The following is a 22,286-nucleotide window of genomic DNA, read 5'->3' as shown; positions in this document are numbered from 1 at the left end:
GATGCAGCCGCCACACTGTCCCTCTTTCCGCATTCATTCCGAAGGGCCTGCTGCAATGACCCTCTCTCCGTTGTTTCCCCGCCTTGCACCGCTGGCGTTGGCCCTGGCCAGCGCGCCTGTGGCTGCCCAGGAATTCGCGCCCAGCGCCGAAGCCTCGCCGGCCGCCTGCGCGGCCATCACGACCGATGCTGCCCGTCTGGCCTGCTACGACCGCCAGTTCGGGCGCACGCCTCAGGCCACCGCCGAAGCTGATGCGGCCGCCGAAGCCGCCGCACAGGCACGTCGCGAGCAGCGCGACACCACGCGGGTGAGCCAGGGCGAGGAGAAGCTGCGCGAGCGTGTCAGCGATCTGTTCCGGTCCGAAGCGCCGGACAGCGCACTTGCCAATGCCGGCCGCGGTTCGCTGCTGGACAGCCGCTGGGAACTGGCCGAGGACTCCAAGCTGGGCCCGTTCCAGCTGCGCGCGTACAAGCCTGTCTACCTGCTGCCAGCATTCTGGACCAGCGACCGCAACACCATGCCGCACTCGCCGAACCCGGCCAACAGCGTGACCACCCCGCAGGTGCTGGACAGCGCCGAGCTGAAGTTCCAGATCAGCTTCAAGACCAAGATCGCCGAGAACCTGTTCGGCGACAACGGCGACATCTGGGCTGGCTACACCCAGAGTTCGCGCTGGCAGGCCTACAACGGCGAGGACTCGCGCCCGTTCCGCGAGACCAACTACGAGCCGGAAGTGATGATGGTGTTCCGCAACGGCTACTCGATCGGTGGCTGGCGTGGGCGGATGACCGGCATCAGCCTCAACCACCAGTCCAACGGCCGTGCCGATCCGCTGTCGCGCAGCTGGAACCGGGTGATCCTCAACGTCGGCCTCGACCGCGAGAACTGGGCACTGGTGCTGCGCCCCTGGTACCGCATTCCCGAGACCCGCAGCGACGACAACAACCCGGACATCGAGGACTACATGGGCCGCGGCGACGCGACCCTGACCTGGAACCACAAGGGTCACGAGGTCTCGTTGATGGCGCGCCACTCGTTGCGCACCGGTGACCGCTCGCACGGTGCGCTGCAGCTGGACTACGGCTTCCCGATCAGCAACCTGCTGCGCGGCCATGTGCAGATCTTCGACGGCTATGGCGAGAGCCTGATCGATTACAACCACAAGGCGACCTACGTCGGCGTGGGCGTGTCCCTGCTGGAGTGGTTCTGATGGATGTGACGATCTGGCACAACCCCGCGTGCAGCAACTCGCGCGGGGCGCTCCAGCTGATCCGCGACGCCGGCTTCGAACCGGTGGTGATCGACTATCTCGGCAGCCCGCCCGACGTGGCCACGCTGCGCCAGGTACTGGCCGAATCCGGCCTGGCCGCGACCGGACTGGTGCGCAGCAAGGAACCCGAGTTTGCCGCCCTGGGCCTGCAGGGAAGCGATGACGACGCCCTGCTGGCCGCGATGGCCACCCACCCACGGCTGATCAACCGCCCGGTGGTACGCACCGCGAAGGGTACCCGCCTGTGCCGGCCCCCGGAAACGGTGCTGGAGATCCTGTAACCCGCCCCGCTTTGGTAGAGCCGAGCATGGCTCGGCTCTACAGAACGGGTTACCGCCAGTCGGTGATGCCTTCGCGGCGATAGACCTCGGCGAACGCCGGGCGCGCCTTCAGGCGATCCGCATACGCCTTCAGCACCGGCCAGTGGTCGCTGGGCGTGGGCATGTTGCGTGACCAGCGCATCAACATCACCAGCATGAAATCGACCACGCCCGGCGCATCGCCGAGCAGGTAGGGACCGCCGTCCTGCAGGTGTGTGGCAACGTGCTGCCAGGCCGCCTCCAGCTGCTGCCGTGCCATCGTACGCACGGCCTCGATGCACTCGCCACCCGCTGCTTCATGCGGATAGAACCAGGCGCGGTAGGCCGGCTGCACGGTGTTGGCGCACCAGAACATCCAGCGATAGGCCTCGCCGCGTTCCGGCGTGCCGACGGCAGGCAACAACCCTGCCTGCGGATGACGGTCTGCCAGATACAGCGCGATCGCGGCCGCCTCGGTCAGTACCTGGCCGTCGATCAACAGGGTCGGCACCCTGCCCGCCGGATTGAGCGCCAGGTAGCCAGCTGATTTGTGCTCGCGCGTTTCGAAATCGAGCAGCATCAGTTCGTGCTCGATGCCGAGCTCGATCAGCAGCCAATGCACCACCAGCGAGGCGGTGCTGGTGGAACCATACAAGGTGGTGCGCATAGGACCTGTCCTGGGCGGGGAACCGCTGATTATGCGCGCTGTCACCGGCGTGGTCAGCCGCAGGTGCTCATGCAGGTATCACGACGCTCGCCGCAGCCCATCATCGGCGCCCGCAGCGCACAGTCGTGCGCCTTCAACTCGCAGGAACGACGCAGTTCAGGATGCTCGATGTCCTTGCAGCGTTTGTCCGGCGTCGGTGCCACCTGTTGCTCGCAACTGGACTGGCGGCTGCCGATTCCCTGGTCTTCGGCCATGCAGCTGCGATAGCTGGCCTGGCACTGCATCTGGCACTGGGCACCGGCGCTGAAGCCGCCGCCACCGCCATACGACGAAGACGATGTACTGCAGCCGGCCAGAAACAGCAGGGTGACAAAGGAAAGGCTACGCAACAGGTTCACAGGACGCTCCTTGTTCAATAGACCGGAAGACTGCCAGGCAAGGGCGACTGCGGCGAAAAAAATGCGTATTCCTTGACGCACAAACAGCTTCCCTTGCCTGGCAACGCGCACACCCTAGCAAAGCCGCGCGGTTGCAATCGTTAAACGAAGAACGGCGCCACCCGGGCGCCGTTCTGCAATCGGACAGGCGTGGTCGACGCCGCGCCGATCACTCCACCACGACAGGAATCTTGCCGATGCGGGCCTGCCACTCGCGCGGGCCGGTCTTGTGCACCGACTCGCCCGTGGAATCGACGGCCACGGTCACCGGCATGTCTTCCACGGTGAACTCGTAGATCGCTTCCATGCCCAGGTCCGCAAAGCCGACGACCTTGGCAGCCTTGATTGCCTTCGACACCAGATAAGCCGACCCACCGACGGCCATCAGGTAGGCCGACTTGTGCTTCTTGATGGCCTCGATCGCGGCCGGACCGCGCTCGGCCTTGCCGACCATGCCCAGCAGGCCGGTCTGTGCCAGCACCTGCTCGGTGAACTTGTCCATGCGGGTGGCGGTGGTCGGACCGGCCGGGCCTACCACTTCGTCGCGCACCGGATCGACCGGGCCGACGTAGTAGATGAAGCGCCCCTTCAGATCGACCGGCAGTTCCTCGCCCTTGTTGAGCATGTCGACCATGCGCTTGTGCGCGGCATCGCGGCCGGTCAGCAGCTTGCCGTTGAGCAGCAGGGTCTGGCCCGGCTTCCAGCTGGCCACGTCTTCCGGGGTGATCGTGTCCAGGTCCACGCGGGTGCCCTTGGACGCGTCGTAGGTCAGCTTCGGCCAGTCTTCCAGCGACGGCGGGTCCAGCATCACCGGGCCGCTGCCATCCAGGGTGAAGTGCGCATGGCGGGTGGCGGCGCAGTTCGGGATCATCGCCACCGGCAGGTTGGCCGCGTGGGTCGGGTAGTCGTTGATCTTGATGTCGAGCACGGTGGTCAGGCCACCCAGGCCCTGCGCACCGATACCCAGTGCGTTGACCTTCTCGTACAGCTCCAGACGCAGTTCCTCGATGCGGTTGGACGCACCACGGGCCTGCAGCTCGGTGATGTCGATCGGCTCCATCAGCGCTTCCTTGGCCAGCAGCATCGCCTTCTCGGCAGTGCCGCCGATGCCGATGCCGAGCATGCCCGGCGGGCACCAGCCCGCGCCCATGGTCGGCACGGTCTTCAGCACCCAGTCGACGATCGAGTCGGACGGGTTGAGCATGGCGAACTTGGTCTTGGCTTCCGAGCCACCGCCCTTGGCGGCAACGATCACCTCCACGGTGTTGCCCGGCACCACCTTGACGTTGACCACGCCCGGGGTGTTGTCCTTGGTATTGATGCGCTTGCCGGCCGGATCGGCCAGCACCGAAGCGCGCAGCTTGTTGTCCGGGTACAGGTAGGCGCGGCGGATGCCTTCGTTGGCCATGTCCTCCACGCCCATGGTGGCGTCATCCCAGCGCACGTCCATGCCGATTTCCAGGAACACGGTGACGATGCCGGTGTCCTGGCAGATCGGCCGATGGCCTTCGGCGCACATCCGCGAGTTGATCAGGATCTGCGCGATCGCCTCCTTCGCTGCCGGCGACTCCTCGCGCTCATAGGCGGCGGCAAGGTTCTTGATGTAGTCGACCGGGTGGTAGTACGAGATGTACTGCAGCGCGTCGGCGACGGACTGGATGAGGTCTTCCTGCTTGATCGATGTCACGGATTGCTCGCTTGCTGAAGGCTGGCGGGGGTAATCCGCCCATTTTACCCCCTCCCTCGACCGTGGGGTGGTGGTGCCGGCCGCTGGCCGGCAAGATCTGACCTGCCCTCTGTCACGCTGCACCCCGCTGGCGCGTCCTTGCCCACATGAACGCCGAAACCGCCTTCCAGACCCACCGCCCACGCCTGATGGCGCTGGCCTACCGCCTTCTTGGCAGCCGCAGCGACGCCGAGGACGTGGTCCAGGACGCCTGGCTGCGCTGGGCCGGCAGCGATGCGGCCGCCATCGTCGACCCCGAGGCCTGGCTGGTGACCACCACCACCCGGCTGGGCCTGGACCGGCTGCGGGCGGCCAAGCGCGAGCGCGCGCACTACGTCGGCCCGTGGCTGGCCGAACCGCTGGCGATCACCCTCGAACCCGACCCGGCGCCCGGCCCTGCGCAGCTGCACGCGCTGGCCGACGGCGTCTCCGTGGCCTTCCTGACCCTGCTCGAACAGCTCGGACCGGAGGAACGCGCCGCCTTCCTGCTGAAGGAAGCCTTCGACCACGACTACCGCGAGATTGCCGAGCTGATCGGCCACAGCGAGGCCAATTGCCGCCAGCTGGTGCACCGGGCCCGGCAGCGCCTGCAGTCTGGGCGGCCGCGCTTCAATGCCGATGCCAGCCAGCACCGGCAGCTGCTGGCGCGTTTCATGGACGCCTCCCAGCGGGGCGACAGCGAGGCCATCCAGGCGTTGCTGCATGCCAACGCGCTGCTGGTTTCCGATGGCGGTGGCGTGGTCACCGCAGCGGTGCGGCCACTGCTGGGTGCCGAGCGTATCGGCCGCCTGTACTGGGCCATCGCCCGTCGCGGCGCGGCGCATCCGGCACAGCTCGGCTACGTCAATGGCGAACCGGCGATCCTGCGTTTCGAAGGCGACCACCTGCACTCGATCACCACCATCGAAGTGGTCGATGGCCGCATCGCCAATCTCTACAGCGTGCTCAATCCGAACAAATTGCCGTCGGTTGTCACGCGCGGCGATGCTGCGGCGTCCTTGTAATGAAAGGCGGCCACCGTGGCCGCCGTGGAGCCGAAAATGTCCGACCACGCCTCTCCCCGCGTTCCCTACACCCGCCTGGCCGCCGAGGCCTTCAAGGGCCTGCTGGCCACCAGCAAGGCAGTGCATGACAGTTCGATCGATCCGACGTTGATGGAACTGGTGTTCCTGCGCGTGTCGCAGCTCAACGGCTGCGGCCACTGCATGGACATGCATGCCACCACGCTGCGCAAGGGCGGCATCGAGCCGCGCAAGCTGGATACGTTGCCGGCCTGGCACGAAAGCCGCTTCTTCGACGACCGCGAACGCGCGGCGCTGGGCTGGGCCGAGGCGCTGACCCGGTTGACCGATGGCGCACCGTCGCAGGCGGCGTTCGATGCGCTGGCACCGCACTTTGATGAAAAAGGCATCAGTGACCTGAGCATGGGCATTGCAGTGATCAATGCCTGGAACCGGCTGGGGGCGGGGCTGCTGCCGCCGCTGCCGTAAAAGGGAGTCAGCCGGGTGGGTCAGGTTCCTGCAGCTGTTGGTAGGTGTCGACCTTGGTCGACACGGTAGATCCACGTCATGCGTGGATGTGGTTGGGTCGGATCCCTTCGCAACGCGAAGGGCTCTGACCCGATCTGGCTGGTGGGGTCAGAGCCCTTTGCGCAGCAAAGGGATCCGACCCCGGCGGCCACACGGCTGCCCTGACCCCACCTGCACGTATCAGGCGCGCACAATGGCGGCATGCCCGCCTCTCTCATTGCCGGCGCTGCCGGCGCCAAGAAACCCAGCCTGCGTCAACGCTTCAAGGCGATGCGCAACCTGCCGCCATTCCTGCGACAGGTGTGGCAGACCAGCCGTGTGCTGACCCTGGCCAGCCTTGGCCTGCGCTTGATACGTGCGCTGCTGCCAGTGGCGATGCTCTACGTCGGCAAGCTGATCATCGATACCGCGCTGCACCTCAGCCAGCACGATGCTGGCTTCCCGCCGCTGGGCGAGGCGCTGTCCAGTGGGCTGCTCAATCCGCTGCTCGGCCTGTTGGCGCTGGAATTGGGCCTGGCGATCGCCTCGGACCTGCTCGGCCGCCTGGTCAGCTACGCCGATGCCCTGTTGTCGGAACTGTTCGCCAACGCCACCAGCGTGCGCCTGATGGAACATGCAGCGACCCTGGACCTGGAGGATTTCGAGGATCCGGACCTGCAGGACAAGCTGGACCGTGCGCGGCGCCAGACCATGGGCCGGATGAACCTGATGAGCCAGCTGTTCGGCCAGGTGCAGGATGCGATCACCGTCGCCAGCCTGGCCGTCGGCCTGCTGGTCTATGCGCCGTGGCTGATCCTGCTGCTGGCGCTGGCGCTAGTGCCGGCGTTCATCGGCGAGTCGCACTTCAATGCGGCCGGATACAGCCTCAACTTCCTGTGGACGCCGGAGCGCCGCCAGCTGGACTACCTGCGCCAGCTCGGCGCCAGCGTGGAAACAGCGAAGGAAGTGAAGATCTTCAACCTGCACCGGTTCCTGGTCGACCGTTACCGCAGCTTGTCGGCGGCGCTGTTCCTGGCAAACCGCGCGCTCGCCCGGCGGCGTGCGTTCTGGGGCACGCTGCTGGCCGCGCTGGGTACGCTGGGCTACTACACCGCGTATGCCTATATCGCCTGGCGCACGGTGCGCGGCGATTTCTCGATCGGCGATCTGACCTTCCTCGCCGGCAGCTTCCTGCGCCTGCGCCAGTTGCTGGAAGGCCTGCTGATCGGGTTCTCGCAGGTCGCCAGCCAGGCGCTGTACCTGGACGACCTGTATTCGTTCTTCCAGATCGAACCGGAAATCCATTCGCGAAAGGACGCGGTGCGCGTGCCGCAGCCGATCCGCGAGGGCTTCGTGTTCGAGGACGTGGGCTTCCGCTACCCCGATGCCGAGCAATGGGCCGTGCGCCACCTGGATTTCCACCTGCACGCGGGCGAAGTACTGGCGCTGGTCGGCGAGAACGGCGCGGGCAAGACCACCCTGGTCAAGCTGCTGGCACGCCTGTACGAACCGGACGAAGGCCGCATCCTGCTGGATGGGCGCGACCTGCGCGACTACGACCTGGACGACCTGCGCGCCAATCTGGGCGTGATCTTCCAGGATTTCGTGCGCTACAACCTCAGTGCCGGCGAGAACATCGGTGTCGGCCAGGTTGAAGCGATGGACGACCGCGCGCGGATCTCCGATGCCGCCCGCCGCGGCATGGCCGAGGAAGTGATCGCTGCCCTGCCCGGCGGCTACGACCAGCAGATCGGCCGCCGCTTCAAGCAGGGCGTGGACCTGTCCGGTGGCCAGTGGCAGAAGATCGCCATCGCCCGGGCGTGGATGCGCGATGCACAGGTGATGATCCTGGATGAACCCACCGCGGCGCTGGACGCCCGTGCCGAGTTCGAAGTGTTCCAGCGGTTCAGGGAGTTGGCGGATAATCGCACTGCGGTGCTGATTTCCCACCGCTTCTCATCCGTGCGCATGGCCGACCGCATCCTTGTACTGGCCGATGGCCGGATCGAAGCCAGCGGCACGCATGAGCAGCTGATGGCACAGGGCGGTCGCTATGCCGAGCTGTTCGAACTGCAGGCGGCCGGTTATCGCTGAGAACGCCTCTCGTTCCGCCTAATGAGAACCTGTCTCATTTGAGATAGAATTGTCCCGACGACTTCCGATAGATACGCCCATGTCCTCCGCTTTCGGCGCCGAAACGGTGCTTGAGGTCCGCCACTGGACCGACGCCTACTTCAGCTTCACCCTCACCCGTGACAGCGGTTTCCGCTTCGAGAACGGCCAGTTCGTGATGATCGGCCTGGAGACCGATGCGCGGCCGCTGCTGCGCGCGTACTCCATCGCCAGCGCCAACTGGGAAGAACAGCTGGAATTCTTCAGCATCAAGGTGCAGGACGGCCCGCTGACCTCGCGCCTGCAGCACATCAAGCCGGGCGACAAGGTGCTGGTCGGCAAGAAGCCCACCGGCACCCTGCTGATCAGCGACCTGCACCCGGGCAAGCACCTGTACCTGCTGGGCACCGGCACCGGCCTGGCGCCGTGGCTGTCGGTGATCAAGGACCCGGAGACCTACGAGCGCTTCGACAAGGTGATCCTGTGCCACGGTGTGCGCTACGAAAAGGACCTGGCCTATCGCGATTATTTCGAGAAGGAACTGCGCGAGCATGAGTTCCTGGGCGAAATGGTCGGCGACAAGCTGCTGTACTACCCGGCCGTGACCCGCGAGGCGTTCCCGAACCAGGGCCGCCTGACCTCGCTGATGGAAAGCGGCGAGATGCAGCGCACGCTCGGCCTGCCCGAGCTGAGCCCGGAAAACGACCGCGCGATGATCTGCGGCAGCCCGCAGATGCTGGCCGACCTGCGCACCGTACTGGACAGCCGCGGTTTCCAGACCTCGCCGCGCATCGGTACGCCCGGCCACTACGTGTTCGAGCGCGCGTTCGTCGAGAAATAAGCTGCAACGGTAGTGCCGGCCATTGGCCGGTTCTGCTGCAACCACGGGGTTGCCGGCCAGCGGCCGGCACTACCTTCAGAGCAGCGCTTCGATGCCGCCGCGCAGCTGCTCCGGCTTGGTGGTCGGCGCATAGCGATCCACCACCTGGCCCTGGCGATCGACCAGGAACTTGCTGAAGTTCCACTTGATGCGGGCGATGCCCAGCAGCCCGCGCTTCTGGTGCGACAGCCATGCCCACAGCGGGTCGGCACCCTCGCCGTTGACCTCGATCTTCTGCGACAGCGGGAAGCTGACCGGGTAATCAATCGAACAGAACTGGCGGATCTGCGCAGCATCGCCCGGCTCCTGCGCACCGAACTGGTTGCAGGGAAATCCGATCACCACCAGGCCGCGATCACGATAGTCCTGCCACAGCTGTTCCAACCCGGTGTACTGCGGGGTGAAGCCACAGCGGCTGGCAACGTTGACCAGCAGCAGCGGACGGCCCTCGTACTGCGCCAACGCCTGCGGCTGGCCTTCAAGGTCACGGAAGCTGAAATCGTAGGCAGTGGTCATGGCGGTGGGCCGTGGGCGGTGATTGCATGGTACCCGGGCAACCAGCCAGAGGGTGGCCCTGCTGCGGGGCGGCTTTGCCAACATGCCTTTTGACACAAGTGCGGGCGCGCCGGGCCGGGTTACCCTCGGGCCCTTGTTTGCCTTACCGGAGTATCGACCTTGACCACCCGCCTTGCCCTTGCCGTGGCCATGACCCTCGGCCTTGCCCTGCCCGCCTATTCGGCCAGCGCCGCCGCCCCGGCCACCGCTGCCAATGCCCAGCAGGCCAATCCGTTCTTCGCCGACAGCCCGCTGCCGCTGCATTTCCCGCAGTTCGACAAGATCAAGGACAGCGACTTCGCCCCGGCCTTCGACGCCGGCATGGCGCAGCAGCTGAAGGAAGTGGAGGCGATCGCCAACACCAAGGCCAAGCCGACCTTCGACAACACCATCATCGCCCTGGAAAAGAGCGGTGACACCCTGGACCGCGCGACCACCGTGTTCTTCAGCCTGGTCGGCGCCGACACCAACGACACCCGCAAGAAGCTGCAGGCCGACTATTCGGCGAAGTTCGCCGCGCACAGCGATGCGATCGCGCTGAACGGCAAGCTGTTCGCGCGCATCCAGGCGCTGTATGACAGCCGCGCCACCCTGGGCCTGGACGCTGAAGGCGTTCGCCTGGTCGAGAAGTACTACGACAACTACGTGCGCGCCGGCGCCAAGCTGTCCGAGGCCGACAAGACCAAGCTGAAGGAAATGAACGCCGAGCTGGCCAACCTCGGCACCAAGTTCAGCCAGAACGTGCAGTCGGAAGTGAATGCTTCGGCGATCACCGTCAACGACGTCAAGGAACTGGACGGCCTGTCCAAGGAGCAGATCGCTGCCGCCGCCGAAGCCGCCAAGGCCCGTGGCCTGGACGGCAAGTACGTGATCACCCTGCTCAACACCACCGGCCAGCCGCCGCTGACCAACCTGGCCAACCGCGCCCTGCGCCAGAAGATCTACGAAGCGTCCACCACCCGCGGCAGCCGCGGCGGTGAGTTCGACAACACCGCGCTGGTCGCGCGCATCATGCAGCTGCGCGCCGACAAGGCCAAGCTGATGGGCTTTGCCAACTTCGCCGCCTACAACCTGACCAACCAGACCGCCAAGACCCCCGAAGCGGTCAATGCGATGCTCGGCAAGCTGGCACCGGCAGCGGTGGCCAACGCCAAGCGCGAAGCCGCCGACCTGCAGGCAATGATCGACCAGGAACAGAAGGCCGCCGGCAAGCCGACCTTCAAGCTGGAGCCGTGGGACTGGGCCTTCTACAGCGAGAAGGTGCGCCAAGCCAAGTACAACTTCGACGAATCGCAGCTGAAGCCGTACTTCGAGATGAAGAACGTGCTGGAGAACGGCGTGTTCTTCGCCGCCAACCAGGAATTCGGCCTGACCTTCAAGCAGCGCACCGACCTGCCGGTCTACCACGATGACGTCACCGTCTATGACGTGTTCGATGCCGATGGCAGCCAGCTGGCGATCTTCATCTTCGACCCGTACGCACGTGCCTCCAAGCGCGGCGGTGCGTGGATGAACTCGTACGTCTCGCAGTCCAAGCTGACCGGTTTCAAGCCGGTGGTGGCCAATCACCTGAACATTCCCAAGCCGCCGGCCGGCCAGCCGACTCTGCTGACCTGGGATGAAGTGAGCACCACCTTCCACGAGTTCGGTCACGCCCTGCACGGCATGTTCTCGAATGTGAAGTATCCGTACTTCTCGGGCACCGCGGTGCCGCGCGACTTCGTCGAGTTCCCCTCGCAGGTCAACGAGATGTGGGCCGACAACCCGGCCATCCTGAAGAACTACGCCAAGCACTACCAGAATGGCTCGGCAATGCCGCAGGCACTGCTGGACAAGGTGCTGGCCGCGGCCAAGTTCAACCAGGGCTTTGCCACCACCGAGTACCTGGGCGCCGCCATGCTCGACCAGCGCTGGCACCAGATCGGCCCGGACCAGGTGCCGGCCGCCAAGGACGTAATGGCCTTCGAGCGCGCCGCGCTGGAGAAGGACGGCATCTACTACGCGCCGGTTCCGCCGCGCTACAAGACCCCGTATTTCAGCCACATCATGGGCGGCTACTCGGCCGGCTACTACGCCTACATCTGGTCGGAAGTGCTCGACGCCAACACCCAGAAGTGGTTCCGCGACAACGGCGGCCTGAGCCGCAAGAACGGCGACCACTTCCGCGCGACCCTGCTGTCCAAGGGTGGCAGCGTGGATGCGATGCAGCTGTTCCGCGATTTTGCCGGCCACGAGCCGCAGATCGAACCGCTCCTGGAAAAGCGTGGCCTGACCGGCACCGGCAACTGATCGCCAGTGGGGTAGTGTGAAATGAGAACCGCCCGGGAAACCGGGCGGTTTTTTGTTGGGTCATCCACGCAGGGCGTGAATCTACCGCAGGGTTGCGTGATCCCAGTAGATCCACGCCATGCGTGGATGCTCTTCCAGATCACCGCGGCGCTACGTATCCCCCGGGCACGCCCTCCGGCGACAGCACCAGCTGCCACAGCTGCGCATGCCGGCAGCGGAAGCTGGCCATCGATCCGGCCAGGTAGAAACGCCACATGCTACGGAAATGCTCGTCGTAACGTTGATCCAGCCGTGGCCATGCTGCTTCCACGTTGCGCCGCCACGCCTGCAGGGTCAGGTCGTAGTCGGTGCCGAAGTTATGCCAGTCCTCCAGCACGAAGCAGCCCTCGAACGCCTTGGTGACCTGCACTGCCGACGGCAGCATCGAGTTGGGGAAGATGTAGCGGGCGATCCACGGATCGGTGCGGTGGCGCGAAATGTTGCTGCCAATGGTATGCAACAGCAGCAGTCCCCGCGGCGAAAGGCAGCGCCGGGCCACGTCGAAAAAGCGGCGGTAGTTCTTGTCGCCCACGTGTTCGAACATGCCGATCGAGAAGATCGCATCGAAAGGTTCGTCAAGTTCGCGATAGTCCTGCAGCCGGATCTCGATCGGCAGGCCAGCGCACAGCTCGCGGGCGAAGTCGGCCTGCTCCTGCGAGATGGTGATGCCCACGCCACTGACACCGTATCGCTCGGCGGCGAACTTCAGCGCCTCACCCCAACCGCAGCCGATGTCCAGCACGCGTTGCCCGGGACGCAGCCCGAGCTTGCGGCACACCAGATCCAGCTTGGCTTCCTGCGCGCCATCCAGATCGTCGGCATGGCGCCAGTAACCACAGCTGTAGACCAGGCGCTGGCCGAGCATCGCCTGGTACAGGTCATTGCCAAGGTCATAGTGGCGGCGCCCCACTTCGTAGCTGCCCGCCCCGGCCTGCAGGTTGAACAGGCGCGCCTTCAGGGCGTCGGCCACCTCGCGCCATCCGTGCACCCGTTCGTCCAGGTGCGCCTGCATCAGGTGGAACAGGAATTCATCGAGGACGTTGGCATCCCACCAGCCGTCCATGTAGCTCTCGCCCAGGCCGAGTGAGCCGTGCGCGATGACCCGCGCGAAGAAGCGCGGGTCATGCACCTGGATATCCTGCGGGCGGGTTCCATCGATCTGGACCCCGGCCTCGTGGAGCAGGCCGGTGACCCGCTCCTGCAACCCTGTATCCACGTCACCTCCTCGTCTACGGTTACCCGCGTGCGAACAGCTCCACGTAGTCCTTGGCCACGTGTGGCAACAACACCGAAGCCGGCACATCGGCGGTCTGGGTGCCGTCCGAGTATGGACCCACCTGGTAGGGCGGGAACACGAAGCGCAGCGCGGTGATCTGTCCCTTGTCGTCGGTCAGCGGCTGGAACTGGCTGAAGTTATCGGCCTGCGGACCGGTGCCGTCGGCGATCATCCGCGAGGCATTGCGCAGCGATTCCTGCAGCTGCGACGGGTCCATGTCCTCGCCGCTGAGGCGGGTGGCCACACGCTCACGCAGCTGGTCGGCGACGAAATCGCTGATCGCTTTCCAGCCCTTGGCATCGGCCACCAGCTTGTCGGCGCTCAGCATCTGCTGCTGCGCCGGCAGCCACACGAAACGAGCAACCAGCGGTTCGCCATGGGCGCCGCCGGTGTAGCGGCTGCCGTCGGCACTGACCACCACCAGCTGCGGCGTCTCCAGCAGCTTCTCGAAGCTCAGCGACAGCTCATAGGGCATGGTCGGCTTGTCGTTGCCCAGCCCGTCCAGCGCCTGCTGCAGATCGCTGCGGGCGGAGGTGGCATAGGCCTGCAGCGCGCGTGCCAGGCCCGGATAACGATCGATGCCCGCCGGGTAGCTGATGCCGACCACCTCACGTTCGTTGTTCTCGATCACATCGCGCAGATCCAACGGCGCTTCCGCTGCGGGTGCCTCGGCGGTTCCGGTGGCTTCGGCCGCAGGTGCGGCATCGGTGGTCGGCGCCGCCTCGTTCTCACGCTGGCAACCGGCCAGCAACAGCACGCCCATAGCGCCGGCCAGCACGCTGGCGTGCAGTGGCCGGTTGTTTCCAATCTTCATCGGGATCCCCTGTTCATGTTCATGCATCATCGCCTGCCCTGGCTGAAGGGTGGCCCGCTGGATTCAGCCCACAAGCAGATCGTGGTACTCCTCGTGCCGCTGCAGGAAGGCCTCGGCATAGGCACATGCCGGCACCACCTTGTACTTCTGCTCACGGGCGAAACGCAGTGCGACCCGGGTCAGCTCACCGGCAATGCCACGTCCGGCGATCGGCTCGGGCACTTCGGTATGGGTGATGACCATCCGCCTGCGTTTGATCTGGTACTCCAACAGTGCCACCTGCCCGCGCACGCGGGCGGTGAAACGGTGGTTGACCTGATCGTGTTCGACCTCGTAAGCCAGACCGGGGGGCGTGACCGAAGCCATGGGACTGTCTCCTGCGGCGACTGCGTGGATGGTGCGCACGCGGGCGCCATGATCGCGTGAAGTCTGAACAGGGACAAGTCTGCGCCCGTTGCGTCACTTGTTGCCCTCAAGCTTCAGGCCAGCCGGCCGCTACCCCCTCTGCAGGGGTGCGCCAGCCTGGCATGCCCCTTGCGACAGTTGACCAAGCGATCTGCCGTGGAGGCCCGTGATGCACCCCAGCGATTCCCAATCCGATACCGATCACGCCCTGCTGGAGGGCCTGCTGCAACTGGCCGTGGAGGGACAGACCGAAGACCAGGCGTTCCAGAGCATCGGCGAGGAAGTCTTCTCCCGCCTGCTCGATACCTACGGTCAGCAGACCCGGGCCTGACCCGGAGCGGGGCCGCGGCCCCGGGGGTCGGATCCAGTGGATCCGACCCCGGCCACCCTCAGCCGCCGCCGAGGCGGAAGGTCGGGTTGGACAGCTCGCGCAGGAAGTGACTGAAGATGCTCGGCTGCATGGCCAGCATGAAGATCACGCCGAACGCCGCACCGGCCAGGTGCGCGCTGTGGTTGATGCGATCGCCACCGCGCTTGTCCATCCAGATGCTGTAGCCGACGTAGAACGCGGCATAGACGATCGCCGGCGCCGGGATGAAGAACACCAGGATGATCGACCACGGCTTGATCAGGATGAAGGCGAACAGCACCGCCGACACCGCCCCGGACGCACCGAGGCTGAGGTAGTTCGGGTTCTTCTGGTTCTTCAGGTAGCTGGGCAGGATCGAGACCAGCAACGCACCGACATAGAACGCCGGATAGACCAGGTAGCTGCCGGTCAGCTGCACCATCACGCTCTCGATGAACCCCCCGAAGAAGAACAGGGTGATCATGTTGAAGATCAGGTGCGACCAGTCGGCATGGATGAAGCCGTAGGTGATCAGGCGGTCGTACTGGCGGTGGCGATCCACCGCCGGCGGCCACAGGATCAGGCGGTCAGCCAGCTTGCGGTTGTTGAACGCCATCCACGACAGGATGGCGGTGATGGCGATCAACAGCAGATTGACGGGGGTCATGTCAGGCTCAGGCGGTGCGGTAGTTGTCGACCATACGATAGCGTTTCGCATACCAACCGAAGGCCAACGCCGCGACGAAGGCGAAACCGGCGAAGAAGAACATCAGGAATGCCGCTTCGCTCAGGCCCGTACTGGCGATCTTGTGGGTGACCGTGTCGTTACGTACCGCCGCGTTGGACAGCAGCACCCACAGGTTGCCGATGGTGGTGGTCAGGTTCCAGAAGCTCATCACCACGCCCTTCATCGCCTGCGGGGCCTGGCTGTAGGCGAACTCCAGGCCGGTGGCCGAGACCAGCACCTCACCGAAGGTCAGCAGCGCGTACGGCAGCATCTGCCAGAAGATCGACATCGCATTGCCGCCATCCATCACCACCTGGATGCCACCCACTACGATCCAGGCCAGGCCACTGAAGGCGATGCCGGCGGTCATCCGGCGCAGCGCGGTCGGCTCGAAACCGAAGCGGCGAAGGGCCGGGTACAGCACCAGGTTGTTGAACGGAATCAGGATCATCACCAGCAGCGGATTCAGCGCCTGCATCTGCGAGGCGGTGAACCAGCTCGGCATCTGCATCTGCTGGCCCTGCAGCACCCAGGTCGAGGCTTTCTGGTCGAACAGCGAGAAGAACGGCGTGGTCAGGGCGAAGATCACCAGCACGCGCAGCACCGAGCGCACGCCTTCCACGGCTTCGGCCGGATGCTGGCCGCGCGCGCGGTCCAGCTGCAGCCAGGTACCACCACCGATGCCCGCCAGGATCGAGACCAGCGCCAGGCACAGGCAGATCACGATGCCGAGCGAGCCGACCAGGCCGAACGAGGCCAACGCCAGCACCAGGCCGAGCACGGCGATCACCAGGCCCGGACGGCCCTGGCCGGCCACCCGCGTGGTCAGCGCGGTGCGCACCACATTGGCGAACGAATGCGGGTCCTTCGGCGGCAACGGCACCAACACGTAGCGCTTGCGGCCCAGCCAGAACACGAAGGTGGCGATGAACATCAGGATGCCCGGAATACCGAACGCCCACTGCGGGCCCCAGTTCTTCAGCACCAGCGGGATCAGCAGCGAGGCGAACAACGAGCCGAAGTTGATGATCCAGTAGAAGGCGTCGAAGACGATCTTGGCCAGGTGCTTGTTGCTCTGGTCGAACTGGTCGCCCATGAACGAGGCCACCAGCGGCTTGATGCCACCGGCGCCCAGCGCGATCAGGCCCAGGCCGAGGAAGAAGCCGCCACGGCTGCCCTCGAACAGCGCAAGGCACAGATGGCCCATGCAGTAGACCAGGCTGAACCACAGGATGGTGTGGTACTTGCCGAAGAACTTGTCGGCCAGCCAGCCACCGAGCAGCGGGAAGAAATACACGCCGATCATGAAGCTGTGCATGATGTCCTTGGCTTCACCGGCACGGCCTTCGGCCGTGATTTCCTGCAGCAGCAGGGAGGTGATCAGGAACTGCACCAGGATGTTGCGCATCCCGTAGAAACTGAACCGCTCGCAGGCCTCATTGCCGATGATGTACGGGATCTGGCGCGGCATCTTTCCCTGGCCGGCGATGGGGGCGACTGCGTCGTGGCTCATCCTGTAAGGCATTCCTGCAAAACGAAAGGCGCAAGAGTACCGGAACCTGTGCGTGCGAAGCACGCTGCAGGGCTGCATGACAGGCGCGCCAAAGCATGGCAGGCATGTGCGGCCCTGCCGGAAGTCACGGAACCTGCACGGCAAAAGCGTAAACTTATCGTTATGCGCCCCCTCCCCTTTGCCCGCATCCTGTCCAGCTGCCTCGCCCTCATGCTGGCCGTGCCTGCATTGGCGCGACCGCAGGCGCCGCCGGCGGCCGGCCTTGCCACGGAGGTGCGGCAATTGACCGTCGCCGCGCTGGAACTGCCCAGCCGTGATGAAGGGCAATGGAAGCAGCGCCGCGAACAGGTGCTGCAGCTGCTGACCGATCTGCAGCCGGATGTGATCTCGGTGCAGCAGGTCCTGCAGCAGCAAGGGCGCAACCCGGCCTGCTGGTTGGCCAGCCGGCTGCGCTACAGCTGCGATTTCGTCACCGCAGACCCGCCGAGCCAGCCGGTCCGGCATGGCAACGCGATGCTCAGCCGGCTGCCGGTCAGCGAGGACGGCGTCACCCTGCTGCATCCGCCGGGCACCTTCAGTGCCGCCGGCATGATGCGCCTGCGGCTGGGCGACAACGACGTCAACGTCTACGTCGCGCGCCTGCGGCCGGAGCCGGATGAGGCCACGGCCCGGCAGCACCAGACCAGCGACCTGATGACCTGGATCGGCGCCACGGCCGAGGGCATGCCGAGCCTGATCGCAGGGGATTTTTCCGCAAGCACCGTCGAGCTGGTGCGCAGCACGCCCGGCTTCCAGCCGGCCCGGCGCAATCCCGGCGCACCGGCGGCCAGCGGCGGCGGCGCCAGTGGCCATGGGCTGGATGTGCTGTTCCAGGTCAAGCATTTCGGCGGCATCCGCCAGCAGGCGATCATGCTGCCTGCCGACGGCGACCTGCCCGGCCTGCGCCTGGGCGTGATGGCGACGCTGCGGCTGCAGGACGTGCCTGCCACTACCGAATGACTTCGCCCGCGGGGAGTGCCGGCCGCTGGCCGGCAACTGCAACATTCCTGCCAGGACCGTCGTGAGGTTGCCGGCCAACGGCCGGCACCACCGATGCGCAAACAAAAAAGGCCGGGGTCTCCCCCGGCCTTCCACTTCACGCAGGCACTGCGATCAGGCGATCGCTTCCTGGTAACGACGCTCGACTTCGTTCCAGTCGATGACGTTGAAGAACGCGCCGATGTATTCCGGACGGCGGTTCTGATACTTCAGGTAGTACGCGTGTTCCCACACGTCCAGACCGAGGATGGGGGTGTTGCCTTCCATCAACGGGCTGTCCTGGTTGCCGCTGCTTTCGACCACGACCTTCTTGTCCGGGGTCACGCTCAGCCACGCCCAGCCACTGCCGAAACGGGTCAGCGCGGCCTTGGTGAAGGCATCCTTGAACTTGTCGAAACCGCCCAGGTCCTTGTCGATCGCCTTGGCCACATCGCCCACCGGGTTGCCACCGGCGTTCGGGGCCATCACGGTCCAGAACAGCGAGTGGTTGGCGTGGCCGCCACCGTTGTTGCGCACCGGACCCTGCAGGTTCTCCGGCAGCGACTTCAGCTTCTTCACCAGTTCTTCGACCGGCAGGTCGGCGTACTCGGTGCCTTCCAGCGCAGCGTTGACGTTGTTGATGTAGGTCTGGTGATGCTTGGTGTGATGGATTTCCATCGTCGCCGCATCGATATGCGGTTCCAGCGCGTCGTAGGCGTAGGGCAGCTTGGGCAGGGTGTAGGCCATGATGCATCTCCTGATAGCGAGGGCACCCGACGGCATCGTCGGGCGGTGCGCGGTGAATGATGGGGACAGACCGCCAGATTACCAAGGGGGATGTAAAGGAAATTGCGTCCTGCAGGTGAGCATGCCGGCAATTGTTACGCAGCGGTGACGCGGCGCGTGCCCTCATGCAGGGTGCAGCGCGCAGGCGCTACAGTGGGCGCACCACCCTCGCCTGCTCCTGCCCATGCGCAACCCCCGGCTGTTGATCACTGCCATCGTCCTGCTGCTGCTCGGCCTGGTCGTCAATCATTTTCTGCAGCGGCCGCCGCCGCCGCAGTTCGCGCCCGACCTGCAGGGCACTCCGGCAACCAACGCACCGGCGCTGCGCAACAGCAGCAGCGACAGCAGCCTGCCCGCCTTCCTTCCGGCCGAGGCCCGCCAGACCATCGCGCTGATCCAGCGCGGCGGCCCGTTCCCGCATCGGCAGGATGGCAGCACCTTCGGCAACCGCGAACAACAGCTGCCACAGCGCCCGCGTGGCTACTACCGCGAGTACACCGTCGACACGCCCGGTGCAGGCAACCGCGGCGCGCGGCGCATCGTCACCGGTGGCAACCCGCCCGATGCCTGGTACTACACCGATGATCACTACGAATCGTTCCGCAGCTTCACCGTACCGGCCTCCGGAGAACGCCCATGAGCCACGATGATTTCGGCCTCGGCCTGCATGACATCAACAATGCCGGCGTCTACGCGATCGACAGCTCCGATATCAGCGCACTGTCGGCAGCGATGCGCGATGCCGACCTGAAGGTGATCCGGATCGACCTGGATGGCGTGAGCGACAAGCGCACCCTGCTGGCGCGGCTGGCCGCCCAGCTTGATTTCCCTGCCGGCTTCGGCGGCAACTGGGATGCACTGGCCGACAACCTGCGCGACCTGCAGTGGTTGCCTGCCCATGGCTATGCGCTGTTCCTGGCCGATGTCGATGCCCTGCGCGCCGGTGCAGGCAAGGAGTTCGACACGCTGCTGGACATCCTGGATGAAGCCAGCCGTGACTGGGTAGGTCGCGACGTCCCGTTCTGGGTGTTCCTGTCGCAGAGCGAATGACCTGGTAGAGGCCGACCTTGGTCGGCATGCACGTGAAGCGCATGGATCATCCACGCATGGCGTGGATCTACCCGGCGCAGCTGGATGCACAGTAGATCCACGCCATGCGTGGATGCGGCACCCTACCGGCTGCCGTTATCTTCCTGCAGCTCTTTCTTGAACGGGATATCCGGCGGCGGACGCGCCACTGCGGGCTGGTCCTGCATGTTCGGATCGGTGAGGCCACAGCCGCCACCGGCCTGCAGGATCGAGATCACGCAGGAAATCTTCGTGCTGGTACCCGGCAACGGAATCTCCATTGCCTTGACGCCCTTGCGCACCCATTCGGCGAGCAGCGATTCCTGCGGCACCCAATACTTGTCGAACGAGGTAGGCGTGTAGTCGTACGGCGGCCGCTTCAACCATTTGCCGGACTCGGCGATGCGCTCCTTGCTCCAGCCGTCGTTGGCCCCACCGGGTGCGCCGCGCTCGGCCTTGCCGGCCCCGTCCTGGCCGGCCACGCGTACGCTGCCGTCAGCGTTGAACAGACCGTCGCCCTTGCCCGCACTGGTTTGCGCGGCGCCCTGGTTGGCGCCGTCGCGATTGCGGCTGGAAGCGCCCCAGTCGTCACCGCGTGCGGGCGTTGCCCAGTTGCCCGGGGTTGGTGCCGGACGGGCGCCCGCCTGTGCGGCGACGGTACTGGTCGTCGCAGGGCGCGCCACGCTGGCGCTGTTCTGGGCCGAACTGCCGGCGGGTGCCGGCGTCGGCGTGGTCGCGCTGCCTGACGCAGTCGACGCGGCAGGTTGCGGAGCGGCAGCAACCTCCCGTTCGCGCACCTGCACCTCGCGCCCGGCAGGCGCACGCACCGTGGGCTCGCGCCCTGCGACGGTGGCCATGCGCACCTGCGGATCGGTCACGGCCTGCACTTCGCGCTCGCGCACCTGTACGTCGCGTTGCGGTACGCGTACCTGGATGTCGGTGGTCCGCATCGGCTGCGGCGCCACCGGCGCTTCGACCGTGCTGATTTCGCGCTCCTGCACCTGCACATCGCGCACGCGCGGAGCCTGCACTGCCACGTCGGGCGTGCGTACCGGCGTTGCTATCGGCGCAGCCTGTACCGGCAGCACGCTGCGCTCGCGCACCGTCGGAATGGTGTCGCGAGGCACGATGCTGACCTCGGTGCGCGGCAGTGCGACCGGCGGCACCACGAATTCGGCGGTCGCCTCTGCAACTTCGGTGGCCTGTACCGGTGAGGGCGGCGGTGCGGCCACCGGCGCCGGCTCCACCTCGGGCGGCGGCGGCACGCTGGCGGTCGGTGCCGTGGCAGCGGCAGTAGAAGACGGCGCAGGTGCAGACGGTTGCGGCCGGGGCGCTGTCGCCGCTCCGGCATCCTGGCCTGCGGCTGCGGCACCGGCCTCTGCGGCGGCAGCTGCCTCGGCACCGGGCTGGTCGCCGCCGCCTTCCTGTGCAGCACGGCCGACGAATTCAATCTGCACGCGCTCACCCTCGCTGCCCTGCTCGTCCGGCGAAGACGTGCGGATCACCGCCACCCACAGCAGCAGCAGGAAGAACAACAGATGCAGCAGCGCGCTGAGCAGCGCCGAGGTCCAGCGCATCCAACGCTGGTCGCGAGGCGCCGGATCCCAGTCCTGCCAGAACAGGCGGCGCAGGGACGCCCATGGCCCCAGCGCCGGCAATTGCCCCGGGGGGCCTGGCAGCGGTCGCGGCAGCAGCACCGCGATCACTTCGCGCGCGTGCAACGGACGCGGCAGCGGCGTCAGCGTCCGCAGCCAGATCGCCCAGCCGTACGGCAGGCCAGTGTTCTTCTCGAGGATGGGCGGTCGCTGCTGGCGCGCCAGCAGCAGGTCGATGAGTTGCTCGGCTCTGGGCAGAGGCACGCGTTGGCGATCAGGCGGCGTTGCCGCGCGGAATATACGGAGCGTGGCCGCTGTCGTGATCGGTAGCATCACGCACGGCGGTCACCCCCGGCACACGGCCCATCAAGGTCTTCTCGATGCCCTGCTTGAGGGTGACGTCGGCCATGCCGCAGCCCTGGCAGCCACCGCCGAAGCGCAGCAGCACCACGCCGTCGGCCGAGACTTCCTGCACGGCGACCTTGCCACCGTGCGAAGCGAGCTGCGGATTGACTTCGTTTTCCACCACCCAATGCACGCGCTCGACCAGCGAGGCGGCATCGCCGGGCGCTTCGCCCTTGATCCGCGGCGCCTTGATCGTCAGCTGCTGGGTACCGGCCGTGCCGGGCACGATGTCAATTTCTGCTCCATCGAGCCAGCCAACGCTGCTTGCGTCGACATAGAGCGTGAAGCCATCGCAGTCCACCGCCCACTCGTCGCCGAGCAGGTCGGTCGGCTCGGCGAACTCCAGCCGGGCATCAGCACGCGGGGTGCCAGGATCGACCGCACTCAAGCGCACGCCCATGCCGGGCACGCCCTCGCGTTCGATCAGCTTGCGGAAATGGGTCTGGGCAGTGTCGGAGATCTGGATCATCAGGCTATTCTAGCCAAGTAAGCGTCAGCCGCTCATTCGTTTTATACACCGGCCGGCGCATTGTTCAGTCAACACGAGGT

The 22,286-nt window shown here is 65.9% G+C and carries 23 protein-coding genes; 11 read left to right on the top strand and 12 right to left on the bottom strand.

Translation table 11 applies throughout. The features are described 5' to 3' along the window. The first annotated feature begins 55 nt into the window (after positions 1-55). On the top strand, positions 56-1,210 hold the full coding sequence (locus tag AB4Y98_RS10420) for a phospholipase A (protein ID WP_032951931.1): 1,155 nt from the start codon (positions 56-58) through the stop codon (positions 1,208-1,210). Further along, entirely contained in the window at positions 1,210-1,551 is a 342-nt protein-coding gene (gene arsC, locus AB4Y98_RS10415) for an arsenate reductase (glutaredoxin) (RefSeq protein ID WP_032978833.1), read from the top strand. The genes AB4Y98_RS10420 and arsC overlap by 1 nt, the downstream gene beginning before the upstream one ends. A 49-nt stretch (positions 1,552-1,600) precedes the next feature. On the opposite strand, the gene AB4Y98_RS10410 is transcribed toward arsC, so the two are convergent. From AB4Y98_RS10410 to AB4Y98_RS10400, 3 genes are all read right to left on the bottom strand, one after another. Next, positions 1,601-2,236: a glutathione S-transferase family protein gene (locus AB4Y98_RS10410; RefSeq protein WP_442244309.1), complete on the bottom strand. Its 636-nt coding sequence runs from the start codon at positions 2,234-2,236 to the stop codon at positions 1,601-1,603. A 53-nt stretch (positions 2,237-2,289) separates the two neighbouring features. Continuing rightward, positions 2,290-2,634 carry a hypothetical protein gene (locus AB4Y98_RS10405; protein WP_442244308.1) on the bottom strand — a complete coding sequence of 115 codons (345 nt, stop codon included), beginning with the start codon at positions 2,632-2,634 and terminating at the stop codon, positions 2,290-2,292. Between the two features lie 208 nt (positions 2,635-2,842). Further along, entirely contained in the window at positions 2,843-4,360 is a 1,518-nt protein-coding gene (locus AB4Y98_RS10400; protein WP_025876754.1) for a fumarate hydratase, read from the bottom strand. 146 nt (positions 4,361-4,506) lie between these two features. Here AB4Y98_RS10400 and AB4Y98_RS10395 point away from each other — a divergent pair, with 146 nt between their 5' ends. The 4 genes from AB4Y98_RS10395 to AB4Y98_RS10380 all read left to right on the top strand — a co-directional run bounded on the left by AB4Y98_RS10395 (position 4,507) and on the right by AB4Y98_RS10380 (position 8,860). Further along, positions 4,507-5,403, top strand: coding sequence for an RNA polymerase sigma-70 factor (locus tag AB4Y98_RS10395; RefSeq protein ID WP_442244307.1), 897 nt, complete (start codon positions 4,507-4,509; stop codon positions 5,401-5,403). Between the two features lie 36 nt (positions 5,404-5,439). Beyond that, complete coding sequence (locus tag AB4Y98_RS10390; RefSeq protein ID WP_442244306.1) at positions 5,440-5,889, top strand: carboxymuconolactone decarboxylase family protein; 450 nt, start codon at positions 5,440-5,442, stop codon at positions 5,887-5,889. Between the two features lie 240 nt (positions 5,890-6,129). Next, positions 6,130-8,001 (top strand): ABC transporter ATP-binding protein, encoded by a 1,872-nt coding sequence (locus tag AB4Y98_RS10385; protein WP_442244305.1) that lies wholly within the window; start codon positions 6,130-6,132, stop codon positions 7,999-8,001. 79 nt (positions 8,002-8,080) lie between these two features. After that, positions 8,081-8,860: a ferredoxin--NADP reductase gene (locus tag AB4Y98_RS10380; RefSeq protein ID WP_140225775.1), complete on the top strand. Its 780-nt coding sequence runs from the start codon at positions 8,081-8,083 to the stop codon at positions 8,858-8,860. Between the two features lie 75 nt (positions 8,861-8,935). Here the strand turns inward: AB4Y98_RS10380 and AB4Y98_RS10375 are convergent, their stop codons facing one another. Beyond that, positions 8,936-9,415, bottom strand: a complete 480-nt coding sequence (locus AB4Y98_RS10375; protein ID WP_442244304.1) for a glutathione peroxidase — start codon at positions 9,413-9,415, stop codon at positions 8,936-8,938. A gap of 159 nt (positions 9,416-9,574) precedes the next feature. On the opposite strand from AB4Y98_RS10375, the gene AB4Y98_RS10370 reads away from it, so the two are divergent. Further along, entirely contained in the window at positions 9,575-11,743 is a 2,169-nt protein-coding gene (locus AB4Y98_RS10370) for a M3 family metallopeptidase (protein WP_312107033.1), read from the top strand. A gap of 139 nt (positions 11,744-11,882) precedes the next feature. On the opposite strand, the gene cfa is transcribed toward AB4Y98_RS10370, so the two are convergent. Genes cfa through AB4Y98_RS10355 form a run of 3 tightly spaced genes read right to left on the bottom strand, consistent with a single transcriptional unit; the run spans position 11,883 to position 14,238 of the window. Beyond that, positions 11,883-12,998, bottom strand: coding sequence for a cyclopropane fatty acyl phospholipid synthase (gene cfa / locus AB4Y98_RS10365; protein ID WP_442244303.1), 1,116 nt, complete (start codon positions 12,996-12,998; stop codon positions 11,883-11,885). 19 nt (positions 12,999-13,017) lie between these two features. Then, positions 13,018-13,899: a DUF3298 and DUF4163 domain-containing protein gene (locus AB4Y98_RS10360; protein ID WP_312107036.1), complete on the bottom strand. Its 882-nt coding sequence runs from the start codon at positions 13,897-13,899 to the stop codon at positions 13,018-13,020. A 36-nt stretch (positions 13,900-13,935) separates the two neighbouring features. Further along, a complete protein-coding gene (locus AB4Y98_RS10355; RefSeq protein ID WP_025876743.1) occupies positions 13,936-14,238 on the bottom strand; it encodes a GNAT family N-acetyltransferase in 303 nt (100 codons plus the stop codon). Between the two features lie 208 nt (positions 14,239-14,446). On the opposite strand from AB4Y98_RS10355, the gene AB4Y98_RS10350 reads away from it, so the two are divergent. Next, on the top strand, positions 14,447-14,608 hold the full coding sequence (locus AB4Y98_RS10350) for a hypothetical protein (RefSeq protein ID WP_162887673.1): 162 nt from the start codon (positions 14,447-14,449) through the stop codon (positions 14,606-14,608). 58 nt (positions 14,609-14,666) lie between these two features. On the opposite strand, the gene AB4Y98_RS10345 is transcribed toward AB4Y98_RS10350, so the two are convergent. Next, entirely contained in the window at positions 14,667-15,293 is a 627-nt protein-coding gene (locus AB4Y98_RS10345; protein ID WP_025876742.1) for a rhomboid family intramembrane serine protease, read from the bottom strand. 7 nt (positions 15,294-15,300) lie between these two features. After that, complete coding sequence (locus AB4Y98_RS10340) at positions 15,301-16,866, bottom strand: POT-type proton-dependent oligopeptide transporter (protein ID WP_033831542.1); 1,566 nt, start codon at positions 16,864-16,866, stop codon at positions 15,301-15,303. 162 nt (positions 16,867-17,028) lie between these two features. Here AB4Y98_RS10340 and AB4Y98_RS10335 point away from each other — a divergent pair, with 162 nt between their 5' ends. Beyond that, complete coding sequence (locus AB4Y98_RS10335) at positions 17,029-17,865, top strand: endonuclease/exonuclease/phosphatase family protein (RefSeq protein WP_442244302.1); 837 nt, start codon at positions 17,029-17,031, stop codon at positions 17,863-17,865. Between the two features lie 153 nt (positions 17,866-18,018). Here AB4Y98_RS10335 and AB4Y98_RS10330 read toward each other — a convergent pair whose 3' ends face one another. Then, positions 18,019-18,630, bottom strand: a complete 612-nt coding sequence (locus AB4Y98_RS10330) for a superoxide dismutase (protein WP_089236174.1) — start codon at positions 18,628-18,630, stop codon at positions 18,019-18,021. Between the two features lie 223 nt (positions 18,631-18,853). Here AB4Y98_RS10330 and AB4Y98_RS10325 point away from each other — a divergent pair, with 223 nt between their 5' ends. Both AB4Y98_RS10325 and AB4Y98_RS10320 read left to right on the top strand, forming a co-directional pair. Further along, positions 18,854-19,309 (top strand): ribonuclease domain-containing protein, encoded by a 456-nt coding sequence (locus AB4Y98_RS10325; protein WP_442244301.1) that lies wholly within the window; start codon positions 18,854-18,856, stop codon positions 19,307-19,309. Further along, positions 19,306-19,719 (top strand): barstar family protein, encoded by a 414-nt coding sequence (locus AB4Y98_RS10320; RefSeq protein WP_223495712.1) that lies wholly within the window; start codon positions 19,306-19,308, stop codon positions 19,717-19,719. The genes AB4Y98_RS10325 and AB4Y98_RS10320 overlap by 4 nt, the downstream gene beginning before the upstream one ends. 122 nt (positions 19,720-19,841) lie before the next feature. On the opposite strand, the gene AB4Y98_RS10315 is transcribed toward AB4Y98_RS10320, so the two are convergent. Together AB4Y98_RS10315 and AB4Y98_RS10310 are read right to left on the bottom strand one after the other, a co-directional pair. Then, the gene (locus tag AB4Y98_RS10315) at positions 19,842-21,596 is read right to left on the bottom strand and encodes a hypothetical protein (protein ID WP_442244300.1); all 1,755 of its coding nucleotides are present in this window, start codon (positions 21,594-21,596) and stop codon (positions 19,842-19,844) included. 10 nt (positions 21,597-21,606) lie between these two features. Continuing rightward, positions 21,607-22,206 carry an NfuA family Fe-S biogenesis protein gene (locus tag AB4Y98_RS10310; protein WP_025876727.1) on the bottom strand — a complete coding sequence of 200 codons (600 nt, stop codon included), beginning with the start codon at positions 22,204-22,206 and terminating at the stop codon, positions 21,607-21,609. Positions 22,207-22,286: the final 80 nt, after the last annotated feature.

The sequence above is a fragment of the Stenotrophomonas sp. 2YAF26 genome (assembly GCF_052114625.1).
GTDB lineage: Bacteria > Pseudomonadota > Gammaproteobacteria > Xanthomonadales > Xanthomonadaceae > Stenotrophomonas > Stenotrophomonas indicatrix.
The sequence above is the reverse complement of the archived record's forward strand: the minus strand, read 5'-3'. Positions and strand labels throughout refer to the sequence as shown.